The sequence below is a fragment of the Fusobacteriaceae bacterium genome (assembly GCA_031272775.1).
Taxonomy (GTDB): domain Bacteria; phylum Fusobacteriota; class Fusobacteriia; order Fusobacteriales; family Fusobacteriaceae; genus JAISST01.
In genome coordinates, this window is the sequence record JAISTB010000024.1 from 1 (window position 1) to 15977 (window position 15977).

14 protein-coding genes, 1 pseudogene and 1 riboswitch are annotated in these 15977 nt (G+C 56.7%); of the genes and pseudogenes, 7 read left to right on the forward strand and 8 right to left on the reverse strand.

The features are described from left to right. Positions 1-217 precede the first annotated feature (217 nt). The 8 genes and pseudogenes from efp to LBQ97_05990 all read right to left on the reverse strand — a co-directional run bounded on the left by efp (position 218) and on the right by LBQ97_05990 (position 7743). Positions 218-781: an elongation factor P gene (gene efp, locus LBQ97_05955; GenBank protein ID MDR1832252.1), complete on the reverse strand. Its 564-nt coding sequence runs from the start codon at positions 779-781 to the stop codon at positions 218-220. Beyond that, positions 778-2004 (reverse strand): elongation factor P maturation arginine rhamnosyltransferase EarP, encoded by a 1227-nt coding sequence (locus LBQ97_05960; protein MDR1832253.1) that lies wholly within the window; start codon positions 2002-2004, stop codon positions 778-780. The genes efp and LBQ97_05960 overlap by 4 nt, the downstream gene beginning before the upstream one ends. After that, positions 2005-2967, reverse strand: a pseudogene (locus LBQ97_05965) (NADH:flavin oxidoreductase). It lies immediately after the preceding gene. Then, positions 2964-3650, reverse strand: a complete 687-nt coding sequence (locus LBQ97_05970; protein MDR1832254.1) for a hypothetical protein — start codon at positions 3648-3650, stop codon at positions 2964-2966. Before LBQ97_05970 ends, LBQ97_05965 begins: the two are co-directional and overlap by 4 nt. 6 nt (positions 3651-3656) lie before the next feature. Beyond that, a complete protein-coding gene (locus LBQ97_05975) occupies positions 3657-4064 on the reverse strand; it encodes a hypothetical protein (protein ID MDR1832255.1) in 408 nt (135 codons plus the stop codon). A gap of 72 nt (positions 4065-4136) precedes the next feature. Continuing rightward, complete coding sequence (metK, locus tag LBQ97_05980; GenBank protein ID MDR1832256.1) at positions 4137-5291, reverse strand: methionine adenosyltransferase; 1155 nt, start codon at positions 5289-5291, stop codon at positions 4137-4139. Positions 5292-5358: 67 nt separating this feature from the next. Then, positions 5359-5451, reverse strand: a riboswitch (SAM riboswitch). A gap of 55 nt (positions 5452-5506) precedes the next feature. Further along, positions 5507-6436: a PTS sugar transporter subunit IIA gene (locus LBQ97_05985; GenBank protein MDR1832257.1), complete on the reverse strand. Its 930-nt coding sequence runs from the start codon at positions 6434-6436 to the stop codon at positions 5507-5509. A gap of 35 nt (positions 6437-6471) precedes the next feature. Further along, positions 6472-7743 (reverse strand): ArsB/NhaD family transporter, encoded by a 1272-nt coding sequence (locus LBQ97_05990; protein MDR1832258.1) that lies wholly within the window; start codon positions 7741-7743, stop codon positions 6472-6474. Positions 7744-8040: 297 nt separating this feature from the next. Here LBQ97_05990 and LBQ97_05995 point away from each other — a divergent pair, with 297 nt between their 5' ends. From LBQ97_05995 to leuB, 7 genes are all read left to right on the forward strand, one after another. Continuing rightward, positions 8041-8856, forward strand: coding sequence for a mechanosensitive ion channel (locus LBQ97_05995; protein MDR1832259.1), 816 nt, complete (start codon positions 8041-8043; stop codon positions 8854-8856). A 60-nt stretch (positions 8857-8916) separates the two neighbouring features. Beyond that, the gene (gene guaB, locus LBQ97_06000) at positions 8917-10371 is read left to right on the forward strand and encodes an IMP dehydrogenase (GenBank protein MDR1832260.1); all 1455 of its coding nucleotides are present in this window, start codon (positions 8917-8919) and stop codon (positions 10369-10371) included. Positions 10372-10416: 45 nt separating this feature from the next. After that, positions 10417-11436 (forward strand): toxin-antitoxin system YwqK family antitoxin, encoded by a 1020-nt coding sequence (locus tag LBQ97_06005; protein ID MDR1832261.1) that lies wholly within the window; start codon positions 10417-10419, stop codon positions 11434-11436. Between the two features lie 364 nt (positions 11437-11800). Then, positions 11801-13243: a 2-isopropylmalate synthase gene (locus LBQ97_06010; GenBank protein ID MDR1832262.1), complete on the forward strand. Its 1443-nt coding sequence runs from the start codon at positions 11801-11803 to the stop codon at positions 13241-13243. Continuing rightward, positions 13137-14402 (forward strand): 3-isopropylmalate dehydratase large subunit, encoded by a 1266-nt coding sequence (leuC, locus tag LBQ97_06015; protein ID MDR1832263.1) that lies wholly within the window; start codon positions 13137-13139, stop codon positions 14400-14402. The genes LBQ97_06010 and leuC overlap by 107 nt, the downstream gene beginning before the upstream one ends. Then, positions 14399-14887, forward strand: a complete 489-nt coding sequence (gene leuD / locus LBQ97_06020) for a 3-isopropylmalate dehydratase small subunit (GenBank protein MDR1832264.1) — start codon at positions 14399-14401, stop codon at positions 14885-14887. Before leuC ends, leuD begins: the two co-directional genes overlap by 4 nt. Positions 14888-14891: 4 nt before the next feature. Then, positions 14892-15965 carry a 3-isopropylmalate dehydrogenase gene (gene leuB / locus LBQ97_06025; GenBank protein ID MDR1832265.1) on the forward strand — a complete coding sequence of 358 codons (1074 nt, stop codon included), beginning with the start codon at positions 14892-14894 and terminating at the stop codon, positions 15963-15965. The last annotated feature ends 12 nt before the right edge of the window (positions 15966-15977 follow it).

Consider the following 15977-nt stretch of genomic DNA (forward strand, 5'->3'; position numbering starts at 1 on the left):
CAAAAAGAAATTTTTGACACGATGAGGCGGACAAGAGGTGCAAAAAATGAAACAACGCGGGTTGCAATAAATTTTAAATTATTTTTGTATATGATTGGGCCGACGCCTGTATATGGGGGGTGGCCGTTGCCAGAGACGCAAGGCATTGCGTCTCTACGGGGATAACCTGAAAATTTTCGAAATAAAAAAGGCGGAACCGAAATTCCGCCTTCCCCCCTTATTTCTTGATTCGCTCCACATACTCGTTCGTCCGGGTATCGATCTTGATCCATTCCCCCTGCTCCACGAAAATGGGCACCTGCACCTCATATCCCGTGTTGATCTTGGCGGGTTTCAGGACCTTGCCCGACGTGTCGCCCCGCAGACCCGGTTCCGTGTAAACGATTTCCTTTTCGATGAAAGTCGGCAGTTCCACTGCCACGGGCGTCGATTCGTAGTAAACGACGTCGAGGGCGATGCCGTCCTCAATGTAGTTGACGGCGTCGCCGAGGTCTTCGGACCTCAGTTCCATGGTTTCCCAGGTCTCGGGATTCGAAAAGACGTAGGAATCCCCGTCCTGATAGGAGAAGACGGCCTTGACCTTGTCGAGCTTGATGTCGTCCATCTTTTCGTCAGCCTTGTATACGGCGTCTGAAATATTGCCGTTCAACAGATTTTTCATCTTGAATTTTACGACGGCGGCGTTTCTGCCGGATTTGTTATACTCGGTCTTCAGTATGACAAAGGGATCATTCCCGATTTTGATTGTGCTTCCTGCCCGTAATTCCTGAGCAATTTTCATAGTTTACCTCCTGCATATTCTTGTATTATGGTTTTTATTTTTGTCAAAAGATCGCACGAACGGGCCAATTCCGCGGAAAATGCCCCGCAGGCTTCCCCGATGGTCCGCAAATTCTTGAAAAACGCGAGATAGCGTTCCGCCGGAGCGTCCCGCAAAGCGCCGTCTCCGCTGTTGTACGCCCGGAAAAGCTCCGAGGTTTCCCGGGCCGCCTGAGATTCCGCGCCGCCGGGGAAAAATTTCCCGTAAGTTCGGAGAAAACCCTCCAGCTTGTCCAGTTGAACGTTATCTCTCTGGGGATAAAGCTCCCACAGAAAGGGCTTGCCCGCCGTGGCCGCCTGGGCCGCGGAATCCTCACCGCGCACGAAATTCACGTCCGCCGCGTTGAGCAATTCCTCGAACTGATCCTGCGTGAAGAATTCGGCGTACTTCATTTCTATTTTACCACAGATATGGATATTTCCAAAGTCTTTTTTCTGAAATTCCCCGATGAATTTACCGAAAGCCGCCCGGCTCTTGCCGCCGCAGACAAGAAGCGCCGCGGGTTTGTCCAATTTTCGCAGGGCCTCAAGGAGCCCGGAAAAATCTCTTTCATAGGAAAAGACCACGATCTTCAAGCGCTTTTGGGGCCCGGAAAATTCGCCGAAATATTTGTTGACAAATTTTTCGGGGGCCAGTCGCACCCGCTCCCGGAATTGGGGACGTTGCAAAAGTCCTCCGCTTTCGGGCGTAAAGCCCGGAAAATAAAAGAATTTTCTCAGCTTTCCCGGGACCATCGAGGGCTTCAGGTGAAAGTCTTCGGCCCATTTCTCCCCGGTCAGATATTGAAGGTCAAGCAGAAGCATCCCTTTTTCCCGGCCTTCGGCGAGATAGGCCTCCGGCGGATCGCAGCCGAAGGCGCCGATTGCGGTCCTGGCGATCCCGCGCCCGGCCTCCCGGAATTCACGGTCCCGGAAAAAAGCAATCCCTCCGAGTTCCTGTGCTTCAACATCCCGGATTCCCGGGTGTATGGCCGCAAGCGCGTTCAAATCGTTGACGACGACGCGGATCCGGATATCCGGCCCGCCGCGCCTGCGGAATTCCTTGGCCAGGCGCAGGACGACGCCGATATCGCCGTAATTGTCGATGACCTCGCAAAATATATCGAGATCGGACGCGTAACCGCCGTGCTTTTGGCCTTTACACGATTCCCGCTCCCGGCTCTCCCGCTCGCAGGCTTTAGCCATTTTGCGGGCCTTCCAGGACTTGCGGGCCCGGTCCATCCAGCCGGGATTTCCCAGCATGGCCCTGCCTACGGCCGCGAAATCGGCGAGTCCCTGTTCGATAAGCCAGCTCGCCTGCCGTTCCTCCCGGATCCTGTGCACGACAACGACCGGCAGCGACACCCTCCTTTTGATTTCCGTCCCCATCCAGACCACCCAGTCGAGGGGGAAATCCGCCGGTACGCCGTCGATCTTCCGCTCCCGGCGGAAGGCGGGGTCGGGTACGCCGGTGGACACATGGAGGAGATCGACGCCCAGGCCCTCAAGATATCGGGCAAGGGCGACGCCCGACGGAAGGTCAGGCTCGTTTCCGCCCATGCGGTATCCTAAAATAAACTTTTCGTCAAAAAACGCTTTCGTCTCCGCGATCAGGTCCGCCGCGAAGCGCATTCGCCCCGAGAGATCCCCGCCGTAGCGATCGACGCGCTTGTTCCAGAGGGGGGAGGCCAGCTGCGAGAGCAGATAGGCGTGGGCCCCGTGGAGCTCCACACCGTCAAAACCGGCCGCTTTGGCGCGCCCTACGGCCGCCTTGAAGTCTTCCCGTATTCTCTCCAGCAGGTCCCCGGGGACCGCGGCGATTTCCTCCCGGAAGCCCCTGTGATGGAGCTGGATCAGGATTTTCGTATCATATCGGTGAACAGCCCCGGTGATTTTCCGCAATCCCGGAATAAAGGCGTTGTCCCAGATCCCGATCTGATTCTCCCGGAGCTTGCCGTCGGCGCTTACCGCCGTCGCTTCCACAATAATGAGCCCCACGCCCGCCCGGGCCGCCGAGCGGTACCAGTCCACGAGCCGATCGTTGACGAAGCCGTCCCGCCCCACGACGGAAAAGCGCACCATGGGCGGCAGCACGATCCGGTTGGGGATCGTGAGACCCTTCAAGCGGAAGGGCGTAAAAATATGGACTTTCCTGTCCTCCGCGCTCAATCGCCGATCTCCTCGCTGATCTTCCGCTGCTTGTACTGGTTCATGGCCCCGGCCTTGATCTTGGCCTGCAGATCGTCGCAGTCCTGAATATACTGCTGCCGTTTGCCATAGATCTCAAAATATTTCCAGCCGTCGAGGCGGCGGTAGAGGTTTTTCGCCGTGGAAACTTCGTTGAAGGCGTGCATATAGTCTCCCTGCAGGGCGTACACGATCCCGAGGCCGTGGTGTCCGGGCGGAAAATCGGGATTGGTCTGCACAAGGGCCTCGAAGTAAATTCTTGCCGTTTTCAGATCTTTTTTGTCAAGGTAAATGTTGCCCAATTTGTTCCTCGCGTAATAACCCTTGCGGTTGGCGAGCACCGAGAGCTTGAAATACTTGACGGCGTTGGTCTCGTCCCGCTTCAGCGAGCGGTAGGCTTCCCCCAGCCTGTCGTAGGCGATATAATTGTCGGGGTTTTCGGCGATTTCGGCCTTGAGCCCCGCGATATACTGGTCCGGCGCGCCCTTTTTGCCCTCGAGCCGGATGAAATTGGCGGCCTCCTCCCGGGTCAGGCCGATATTGATCAATTCGTTGAATTCCGTTTCCATGGCTCGCTTGGCCAGAACGCCTCCGGCGGCCCCGGCGGTCAGAGAAAATAACAACAGCAGAATTCCCGTAATCACGCCTTTTTTATGGATTCGCACGGGCCGTCACCGTCCCTCTTTTGTCGCATCGTCGTTTTCCGCGGCGTCCCGCTTCCCCTTTGCCATGGAAGATGCGTAAAAGCGAAGAGAGAGCAGCGACAACACCGCCAAAAGCGCGGTCAGGACGCCCAGAAAAAGCGGTATGCCCACGCCCCTGGCCACAAGGGATTTCAGGATCGTGTCGATGACGATGCCGCCGATAAGAACGATCACGCAGTAGAACAAATAATTCCCCGGATTGAAGCCCTCTTCGGTCAGGGCCCGGAAGAGCATAATGACGCTGAAAATGCCTCCGATCCAGTATATTCCGTAGTTTCCGGAAAACCATTCCGTGAAATTAAAATACGTCAGGACAAATCCGGCGCCGTAGACCAAAAATGTACCAATCGGGACGAAGCGCTCCGTCTTTTTCATGGAACCTCCTCTTTCGCGAAATCAAGATAGCGACCGGATCACTCCGATCGCTATTAGTATAATCCTTTTTCGCTATTTTTTCAATGCCTTTTTTAAGTCTTCCGCTTTGTCCGTCCGCTCCCAGGGCGTGTCGAGATCCGTACGCCCGATATGACCGAAGGCCGCGAGGTCCTGGTACTTGATCTTGCCCGAGCGGAGCTCCAGCGCTTTCTCTATACCCCGGGGCGTCAGGTCGAATACGGCCCGGACGGCTTCGGAAAGGTCCGTCTCGTCGGCTTTGCCGGTCCCGAAGGCGTCGACCTTGATCGAAACGGGTTCGGCCACGCCGATGGCGTAGGAGAGCTGCACTTCGCATTTGTCGGCCAAGCCCGCCGCGACGATGTTCTTGGCGACCCAGCGGGCCGCGTAGGCCCCGGAACGGTCGACCTTGGAGGGATCTTTGCCCGAGAAGGCCCCGCCGCCGTGCCGGAAATAACCGCCGTAGGTGTCGACGATGATTTTCCGCCCCGTGAGGCCCGTGTCTCCGCTGGGACCGCCGATCACGAAACGGCCCGTGGGATTGATGTGGTAGCGTCTGACGGCCGCGGGATCGAGGCCGTAGCGCGTGAGTACCGGCGCGATGACCTTTTCTTTGACTTCTTTTTCGATGAAGTCCCGGGTCACGTCGGGTTCATGCTGCACGGAAAGGACAATGGTATCCACGTGATTGACGCGCCCTCCTCTGTCGTAGGCCAACGTCACCTGGGACTTGGCGTCGGGCCGGGCCCAGGGAAGGCCCCCCTCCCGGGTGAGTTTCGTGAGCCTGACGATGATCTCCCGGGCCAGTACGATGGCCAGCGGCATGAGCTCCGGCGTCTCCCTTACCGCGCCTCCGAACATGATGCCCTGATCCCCGGCGCCGCCGGTATCGACGCCCATGGCGATATCGGGCGACTGGGCGTGGATGCCGTTCAGAACGCCGCAATTGGGGTCAAAACCCAGACCCTCGCGGTAGCCGATCTCCCGGATCTTTTCCCGAATGACTTTCTGAATGTCCACATAGGTGGTCGTCGTGATCTCGCCGCCGACAATGACCTGCCCCGTGGTGCAGAAGACCTCGCAGGCCACCCGGGCCGCGGGATCCCGCTCGAGACATTCGTCCAATATGGCGTCTGAGATCTGGTCGGAAATCTTGTCCGGATGTCCCGGCGACACGAATTCCGAGGTAAAATACGTAAAATTTTCCATGGTTCCTCCAGGTTTTTTTGAAAAAAATCCCTTTCCTGGGGACAGAAAGGGAAGAATCATCACTATTTTTCCATCTGTCAGGAATTAGCACCACGTCCTTCTTTCAGAACAGGTTGCTGAGATGTCACAGGGCCCCTCCCTCGATCTCTCTTGATGGCGTATGGGTTTTACAACAGAGATATTATACCCTATCGCGGAAAAAAATGCAAGGGTTTTTATATGTGCAATACTTTTTTCAGGATGTCCGAGCGCCTGATGACGCCGCAGTATTTCTTTTTCTCGACGACATAAAAGCGCGTGACGCCTTTTTTCACGATAATCGAGCAGATTTCCAGTATCGGCGTCTTTTTGTCTACGGCGACGACATTTTCAGCCTTGCGGTAGAGGGAACGGATCGTGGCCGTCTTTTCCTGCCGCATGTATTCCTCGAAGGGTTCCCCCACCGTGAGGAAATTGAGATTGCCGATATACGAAAGATAATCGGGCATCCCAAACTCGATCAGCTCCTTTTCCGTGATCTCGCCGAGGAAGGTCCCGTCGGCGTCAACGACCGGAAGCCCGCTCAGACGCTCCAGAATCAGGCGTTTGACGATCTTTTCCAGCGTGTCGTCGGGCCCCGCGGGGATTACGTCGGGGCTCAATACATCTTCGGCCACGATCCGCCGCCCCACCTCGATCCCGGCGTCGTGGATCAGCTTGTGAATGACTTTGGGGTCCTGTTCCCGCCGAATCCGCTCCAGCACGTCCTTATGCTGCAAAGCCAGCTTCGAGATGGCGCTCATGATCTTCAGGATGTTTTTGTTTTTGAGCACGTCGCAAAGGACCAGAAACACAATATCCACGGCGTCTTTTTTGCCGGTCAGGCCCACTTCCATGCCCACGGGCTTTTTCAAAACCGCCAGGGACACGAAGAGGTCGTTAAAGTTTTCCAGGCGCCCGTGGGGGACGGCGATCCCGTTTCCCACGCAGGTGGAGATCTCGTTTTCCCGCTTCAGCGCGCTGTAGGTCAGCTCTTCCTGCCGGGCCGCCACCGTGGGGGAATGTTCGGCCATTTTTTCAATCATATGGGCGATGGCCTCCTTGATCCCCGTCACGTCCATATCGGTAAAAATCATTTTCGGATCCAGATAACTGGAAAATTTCATGATATTCCTCCCTCGTTTCGGAAAATTTCGGGCGCTCAGTAGCGGATCGCCACATAGATCAACGACAGAATCAGGGATTCCCCGACAACAATGAGCCCGTATTTCAAGAATTGCAGAAAACTGATCCGGATATTGGATTTTTCGGCGATGGAAAGGCCTACAATATTGGCCGCGGCGCCGATGGCGGTCAGATTTCCCCCGAGACAGGCCCCCAGGACGAGAGCCCACCACCAGACGGCCGGATGTCCCGCGCTTTGGCCCATGTCGGCCACGACTCGGGAAAAGGACACCGAATAGGGAACCGCGCCCAAAATCGGCGATAGGAACGTCGAGAGGATCGTGATCACAAAGGCCGTCACTTTTGTGTCGCCCGCGGTCAGTTGCGTGATCCCCCGGCCGATCAGGGCGATCAGTCCCGTTTTATTGATGCCGTCAATGAGGACGAAGAGCCCCCCGAAGAAAAAGAGCGTGTCCCACTCGATTTTTTCATAGATCTCGGCGGGTTTTTTCCCGCTCAGCAAAAGAAGCGCGACGGAGCAGGAAATGGCAATGACCGCGAGACCGATATTCGTCACGACGTTCGTGAGAAAACCCGCCAGGATAACCGAGAAAAGCGCGAGAGACTTGACCATAAGGCCCTTGTCCGTAATGGCCCGTCCCGGTTCGAGATCCATGATTCCCGCCTTGAGCTCGTTGGACACCCGGAGGTTTTTCCGGAAAAGGATCAGGGCCGTAGCCAAAAGGACCGCCAGATTGACGAGAACAACGGGGGCCGCGTGGATCAGGAAATCGTTGAAGCGCAGTCCCGCCGCCGCCGCGATAATCAGGTTCGGCGGATCGCCGATCATCGTGGCCGTCCCTCCGATGTTGCAGGAAAAAATCGGGAAGAGCACGAAGGGGAGCACGTCCACCTTGAGCCGCCGGGCCAGCAATATGGCGATCGGCAGCATCAGGAGAATCGTCGTCACATTGTCCAGAAAGGCCGAACATACAGCGGTCACCAGGGACAGCAGCACGAGAATTCTCACGGGCTCCCCCTTTGCCGCCTGGGCCACCTTGATGGCCAGCCACTGGAAGATCCCGCTCTCGGACATGATCTCGACGACCATCATCATGCCCATCAAGAGCAAAAGGATCTCAAAATTGCCCGCGATGGCCGAAAGGGCCTCCTCCTGATCGAGAATCCGGATCAGGACCATGAGGCTGCCGCCCAGGATGGAGACCACGGATTTCGAAAGCTTCGTAAAAATAATACAATAAAACGTACCCAGAAATACCAAGACCGCCGCAATAAACTTTACTTCCAAAATGTTCCCTCCCTTTTTGCAGCGAAAAATCCCAAACGCGTTCAGTCAAACCATGACTTGTTTTAGCATGATTTCCAGAAAAAGTCAACTCCCCAAAACAAAAAACATCTGTTTTTCCCGGAATCGCACAAAATGTCCCGGATAAATTTTTGTAATTTTGACTTGTACAAAACATAAAAAAATATTATAATAGGTAAAATAAGGTAACGCGTTTTTCTCACAGCATTACCGTTTTTCCGGCATATCCGGAAAAAAACGCAAGCTTTTGGGGGGATCGTCTTGAATGATATTTTACTGATGGAAAACTCTGTGAAATCCTGGTTGAGTTATGTGGCGTCGGCCGCGCCTTCCTTCGCGGTCAAGGTGATTTTCCTCGTCATCTGCATCTTTGTCGGCAGGAAGGTCATCCAGCTCGTCAGCCGGAGTTTCGAGAAAATCATGGAACTCAGGGGCGCCGATCCCCTACTCGCCAGTTTTACCCAGTCTTTTCTCAAGTATTTTCTCCACATCGTGCTGTTTTTTGTGGCCATCGGCATCCTCGGAATCCGCGCCACATCTCTGATGGCGCTGCTCGGTACCGCCGGTCTCGCCGTGGGCCTCGCCCTGCAGGGAAGTCTCAGCGACCTGGCCGGGGGCGTTTTGATTCTGATCTTCAAACCCTTCTCCAAGGGAGATTTCATCTCCAACAACGCCGGGATCGAAGGGGTCGTGGATCAGATTTTCATTTTGCATACGGTCCTGACGACCGTTGACAACAAAAACATCGTTGTACCCAACGGACAGCTGGCCCACGCCAGCATCACCAATTTTTCCCAGAACCCCATCCGCAGGCTGGACATGATCTTTTCCGTCTCCTATGACGCGCCGACCGAGAAGGTCAAGGCCGTCTTGAACGACGTGGCCGACAAGCATCCGAAGATCCTGCAGGACAAGCCCCGGACCATCCGGCTGAGCGCCTTCAACGACAGTTCCATCAGCTTTGTGTTCCGGGTCTGGGTCAGCAACAAAGACTACTGGGACGTATATTTCGACTGCAACGAGACCGTAAGACAGCGCTTCGCCGAAAACGGCATTGAGATCCCCTACCCGAAATTGGACGTCTACCAAAAGTAAGCCCTTTTTTGACCGACAGAACACCAGATACGATACCATACAGAAGACAAGGAGTTGTTTATGGAAACAAAAATTCTCAAAGAAGCCATCACCTTCGATGATGTGCTGCTGGTTCCGGGCAGGTCCGCGGTCCTTCCCCACGAAGTCAGCCTCAAGACAAACCTGACGGAGGACATCGTCCTCAATGTCCCCATTGTCAGCGCGGCCATGGATACGGTCACGGAATCGGACCTCGCCATCGCCCTTGCCCGTCAGGGCGGCTTGGGCTTTGTCCACAAGAACATGTCCATCACGGACCAGGCTTCGGAGGTGGACCGGGTAAAACGCATCGAGAGCGGCATGATCAAAAATCCCGTGACCCTTTCGATCGACAACACCGTCGGCAACGCCGAGGCGCTGATGAAGCGCTACAAGATCTCGGGACTCCCCGTCATCAACGAGAGCGGGAAGCTGATCGGGATCATCACCAATCGCGATATCAAATACCATCGGGATATGACCCAACCCGTGGGCGAGGTCATGACGAAGAACAATCTCGTCACGGCCCCCATCGGCACGACCCTGGACCAGGCCAAGGAAATCCTTCTGGCCCACCGGATCGAAAAACTGCCGATCACCGACGACGCTGGCTATCTCAAGGGACTCATCACCATAAAAGACATCGACAATCTCGTCGAATACCCCAACGCCTGTAAGGACAGCCACGGGACGCTCAGAGTCGGGGGCGCCGTAGGCATCGGCGCCGACACCATGGAACGGGTCGAGGCCCTGATCAAGGCGGGCGTCGACGTCATCGCCGTGGATTCCGCCCACGGACATTCCGAGGGGGTCCTGCGGACCATCAAAGAGATCCGCAACGCCTGGCCCGAGCTGGCTCTGATCGGCGGCAATATCGTCACGGCGGAGGCGGCCCTGGACTTGATCGAAGCCGGCGTCAACACCGTGAAAGTAGGGATCGGCCCCGGTTCCATCTGCACGACCCGGGTCGTGGCCGGCGTGGGCGTCCCGCAACTGACGGCCATCTATGACGTCTACGAGGCCTGCAAGGGGAAAAAGGTCCGGGTCATCGCCGACGGCGGCATCAAGTTTTCTGGCGACATCGTCAAGGCTCTGGCCTGCGGCGCGGACTGCGTCATGCTGGGCGGGCTTCTCGCGGGAACGGCCGAAGCCCCCGGCGAGGAAATCTTCCTCGAGGGGAGAAAATACAAGATCTACGTCGGCATGGGCTCCATCGCCGCCATGAAGCGGGGCTCCAAAGACCGCTATTTCCAGACCGACGCCCAAAAATTGGTGCCCGAGGGCATCGAAGGCTGCATCGCCTTCCGGGGGAGCCTCAAAGACGTGGTGTTCCAGCTCTGCGGCGGGCTCCGGGCCGGCATGGGCTATTGCGGGACCCCTACGATCCCCGATTTGCAGGAAAAGGGAAAATTCGTCAAAATCACGGGAGCGGGTCTCAAGGAAAGCCATCCCCACGATATCGTCATCACCAAGGAAGCGCCCAATTACACGAAATAGCCTACTGAGCCAAATTTACGCATTTTGTGATGCAGGGAGAACAACATGAAAAAACCGAAAACCACGATCCTGATTTTGCTCGCCCTGGCGGTCTCGGGCGTCATGTCCTACGGCAAAGGAAAATTCCGGGAAATCCAGCCCCTTTTGCCCAACAATACCGGCGTCGGCGGCAATACGAAGCCCGTGGGCCGGGCGGGGCCGGAGCTCGTCGAGGAGGATATCGTGATCCAGCAGGGGACGCCGCAAATTCCCGAAGAAAACAGCGGCGACAGCGACGGGAGCCGGAAATCCTGGCAACCCGTGGACGGATCCGACAAAAAGCCCGCGGAAAATACCCCCTACGAGCTGATCCCGATCAAAATCGGCATCGATCCCGCCGACTCAAAGAACGATATTTTGGATCAGAGCGAAAAGAAGCCCGAAACGCAGGGAACAACCGCCGGGACACAGCCCGCGGTCACGCCGGAAACGGCCGAAACGGGACAGCAGGCCGTGACGCCTACGGGACCGGCCGGGAAAGTCCCCGACCGCAAGATCATCCCGCCGCCTTCGGACCGGAACCTCGATTTTTCCAACAAAGACACGATCAACGAAATCGTGTACGCCAAGGGCGAGGACGAGCCCTTTACGGGCGTATTCACGGCTTATATCGGAAACGTCATCGAATACAGCGAGACCTACGTCAAGGGCGTCCTCGACGGGGAGGAAATCTGGTATTCCAACGGGAAGCCCAACATGGTCTATGTCTACAAGGGCGGCAAACTCAACGGCGATTCCTACATGTACTATGAGGACGGCCTCGTCAAAAATGTCCAGAGCTACAAAAACGGCAATATCGTGTCCCTGGTCTCCTACGACAGGAACGGGCGGGTCCTGCACAAATCGGCCTTCCCCGACGGGACCGGCAACTGGAAGATTTTCTGGGACAACGGGAACGTCCTTGAGGAAGGCAACTACAAAGGCTGGAAGAAAGACGGCCAGTGGAAGCGCTACCAGTCCGACGGGACCGTGGACAACATCAAGAAATACCAGAACGGAAAACTCACCGGCGAAAGCTGGAACTGAACGCGCTAAGAGCCCCTCGGGATTTATTTTCGCCCTTTCGACAAAAAACGCTTGCAAATTTTGTCTTTTTGGTGTATACTAAGCACAACATGTTCTTCATTTCAAACTCAGGAGATCAAATGTTTACAAATCATCTGCTTCTAAACCTGCTTATCCTCGCCCTATTGCTTCTCAGCGTTGCAATGGATTTTATCATGCGTCGATCTGTCGGTAAAGCGGAACTCCTGAAGCCCCGTGTCCTATGCCGGATGTGTTGAACCCGGTCCGGACAAAGTGAATGTGCAAAGTGAATGTACATGGTGAATAAGGAAATTCAGTTCAAGCAGCCTGACAAGGGCTGCTTTTTTTATCAGGAGGGTGTATCGTGTTTCAAGCCGAAAAATACAAAATCGCATATTATCCGGTTCCTCAGGCCCGCATGAAATGGGCGGAAAAAGACCACATCGAAAAAGCGCCGCAGTGGTGCAGCGTCGATCTCAGAGACGGCAACCAGTCTCTGATCATTCCCATGAACCTCCGGGAAAAATTGGAGTTCTTCGAGCTTCTCGTGCAAATGGGCTTCAAGGAAATCGAAGTGGGCTTTCCGGCCGCCTCGGAAACGGAATATCAGTTCCTGCGGACGCTGATCGAGGAAAAGCGCATCCCCGACGACGTGACGATCCAGGTATTGACCCAGGCCCGCGAGGCCATTATGCAAAAGACCATAGACGCCGTGCGGGGCGTCCGGAACGTCATCATCCACCTCTACAACTCCACGTCCCGGGCCCAGCGGGAGCAGGTCTTCAAAGCAAGCAAACGGGAAATCATCGATATCGCCGTCAAGGGCGCGACTTATCTCCGGGATCATTCGCGAAATCTTGACGCCAACGTCCGCTTCGAGTATTCGCCCGAGAGCTTTACGGGGACGGAAATGCCCTTTGCCCTCGAGATCTGCAACGCCGTCCTCGACGTATGGCAACCGACGCCCGAACGGAAGGCCGTCATCAACCTGCCGGTCACCGTGGCCCATTCCATGCCCCATGTCTATGCCAACCAGATCGAATTCATCAGCGACAACCTCAAATACCGGGAAAATGTAGTCCTGTCGCTCCATCCCCACAACGACCGGGGCACGGCCGTGGCCGATACGGAACTGGCCCTCTTGGCCGGGGCGGACCGGGTCGAAGGAACGCTCTTCGGAAACGGCGAACGGACGGGAAACGTGGATATCGTCACCGTGGCCCTCAACATGTATACCCACGGCGTCGATCCGGGCCTTGATTTTTCCGATATGCCGAAGATCTGCCGGATCTACGAGAAAGTGACGAAAATGAAAGTCCACGCCCGGCAACCCTACGGCGGGGCTCTGGTCTTCGCGGCCTTTTCGGGCTCCCATCAGGACGCCATCGCCAAGGGAATGCGCTGGCGGAAGGAAAAGCGCCTGCGGCAATGGACCGTCCCCTATCTGCCCATTGACCCCGAAGACCTGAACCGGGTCTACGAGACCGACGTGATCCGGATCAACAGCCAGTCGGGCAAGGGCGGCATCGGCTATATCCTCGAAGAAACCTACGGTCTGGACATCCCCGAGACCTGGCGGGAAGCCTTCGGCTACTATGTCAAGGCCATCTCGGACCGGGAACAGCGGGAATTGGCCCCGCCGGAAATCTACGAAGCCTTTCTCAAATTTACCAAAATACAGGATCAAAAAGGAGAGACACATGCACATGACGATGACACAAAAGATTTTGGCCGCAAAGGCGGGTTTGAACGAAGTCGCGGCGGGTCAGCTCATCAACGCGAAGCTGGACTTGGCGCTGGGAAATGACATCACGGCGCCGGTCGCCATTAACGAATTCGAAAAAGCGGGATTTACCGATGTCTTCGACAAAGAAAAGGTCGTTCTGGTCATGGACCACTTCGTGCCCAACAAAGACATCAAATCGGCCGAACAATGCAAGCAATGCCGGACTTTTGCGGGCGCGCAATCCCTGAAAAACTTTTTTGACGTCGGGGAAATGGGCGTCGAGCACGCGCTCCTGCCCGAAAAAGGCCTTGTGGTTCCCGGCGATTGCGTCGTCGGCGCCGATTCCCACACCTGCACTTACGGGGCTCTCGGGGCCTTCTCGACGGGCGTGGGCTCCACGGATCTCGCGGCCGCCATGGCCACGGGGGAACTCTGGTTCAAAGTCCCGCCGGCGCTCAAATTCACTCTTGTCGGAAAACCGGGGCCCTGGGTCGGCGGAAAGGACGTGATCCTCCATATCATCGGCATGATCGGCGTCGACGGGGCCCGCTACAAGTCCATGGAATTTTCGGGCCCGGGCCTCGTGAATCTCAGCATGGACGACCGCTTCTGCATGGCCAACATGGCCATCGAGGCCGGCGGAAAAAACGGAATCTTCGCGGTGGACGAAAAGACCCTCGAATACCTCGCGGGCAGAGCAACACGGGACCCGCTTGTGGTGACGGCCGATCCCGACGCGATCTACGAGGCCGAATATACGATTGATCTGTCGCGGATCAAGCCCACGGTGGCCTTCCCGCATCTGCCGGAAAACACCAAAACCGCCGAAGAAGCGGGGGATATCCCGATCGATCAGGTCGTCATCGGATCCTGTACCAACGGGCGGCTTTCCGATATGAAGACGGCCGCCGAAATCCTCAAGGGGCGGCATGTGGCGAAAAATGTCCGGACCATCATTATTCCGGCGACGCCGACCATTTACAAACAATGTATCCAGGCGGGTTACCTCAATATCTTTGTGGACGCGGGCTGCGTGGTCTCGACGCCGACCTGCGGGCCCTGCCTCGGCGGCTACATGGGCATACTCGCCGAAGGAGAGCGCTGCGTCGCCACCACAAACCGGAATTTTGTCGGAAGAATGGGCCATACGGGCTCGGAAGTTTATCTCGCGGGGCCGGCCGTGGCCGCGGCCAGCGCAATTACCGGAAAAATCACGAATCCTCAGGAGGTCATGAAATGAACGCGAAAGGAAGAGCGCAAAAATACGGCGACAACGTCGACACCGACGTCATTATTCCCGCAAGGTACCTGAATACCCAGGACCCGGCGGAATTGGCCTCTTACTGCATGATCGACATCGATCCCGCCTTCCGGGGCCGGATCGAGCCCGGAGATATCCTCGCGGGCGGCGGCAATTTCGGCTGCGGATCGAGCCGTGAACACGCCCCGATTGCCATCAAGGCCAGCGGGATTTCCTGCGTCATCGCCAAGAGCTTCGCCCGGATCTTCTACCGGAACGCCATCAACATCGGCCTGCCGATCCTCGAATGTCCCGAAGCCGGCGACAAGATCCGCCAGGGCGACGAGATCGCCGTGGATTTTGATTCGGGCGTCATCACGAATCTCACGCGGAATGAACGCTATCAAGCCCAGCCCTTTCCGGAATTCATCAAGGACATCATCGCGAAAAACGGCTTGATGAACGCCATCGGCAAGAGGGGGTAGGGAAATGCGGAAAACCATCGCCCTGATCCGGGGAGACGGCATCGGACCCGAGATCGTCGGGGAAGCCCGGCGGGTTCTGGAAACCGTCGCCGAAAAATACGGCCGTGAATTTATTTTTACGGAAGTGGACGGAGGAGGGGCCGCCATCGAGCGCTACGGGGAACCCATGCCGGAACGCTCCCTCGAGGCCTGTCTCGCGGCGGACGCGGTCCTGCTGGGGGCCCTCGGGCATCCGAAATATGACGGGGTTGCCCCCGCCATCCGGCCCGAAAAGGGCTTGCTGAAACTGCGGCAGGCGCTGGGGCTCTTCGCCAATATCCGGCCCGCGAAACTGATCCCGGCCTTGAAGGAGGCCTCGCCGCTCCGGGCGGATATCCGCGATCGGGGCATCGATTTTCTCATTGTGCGGGAACTGATCGGGGGGATCTATTTCGGGAAACGCAAGACCGAAGAGATCGATGGCGTCATGACCGCCACCGATACGCTCCGCTACAGCAAACCCGAAATCGAGCGGATCGCCCGGGTGGCCTTCGAATTGGCCGCCAAAAGAAAAAGACGGGTCTTATCCGTCGACAAGGAAAACGTATTGGACAGCTCAAAGCTCTGGCGGAAGACCGTCGCGGACGTCGCGGCGGCCTATCCGGGCGTCGCCCTTTCCCATATGCTGGTGGATAACGCCGCCATGCAAATCGTCAAAGATCCCGCGCAGTTTGACGTTGTCGTGACCGAAAACATGTTCGGGGATATTCTCTCCGACGAGGCCAGCATGATCACGGGCTCCATCGGACTCATCCCGTCCTGGAGCACAGGGGAAGGCAAGCGCGGCCTCTATGAGCCCATCCACGGGAGCGCTCCCGACATCGCGGGAAAGAATCTCGCCAATCCCATCGGGACCATCCTTTCGGCGGCGCAGTTGCTGCGCCATTCCCTCGATCTCGAGGAAGAGGCCCGGGCCGTGGAAGCGGCCGTGGAAAGGGTCCTCGCCGCCGGATACCGGACCGCCGATATCGCGGGGCCGGGGGAGAAGTATCTCGCGTGCGCGGAAATGGGGGAGCGGATACGGAGGGAGATATCTTGAAAAACATGATTT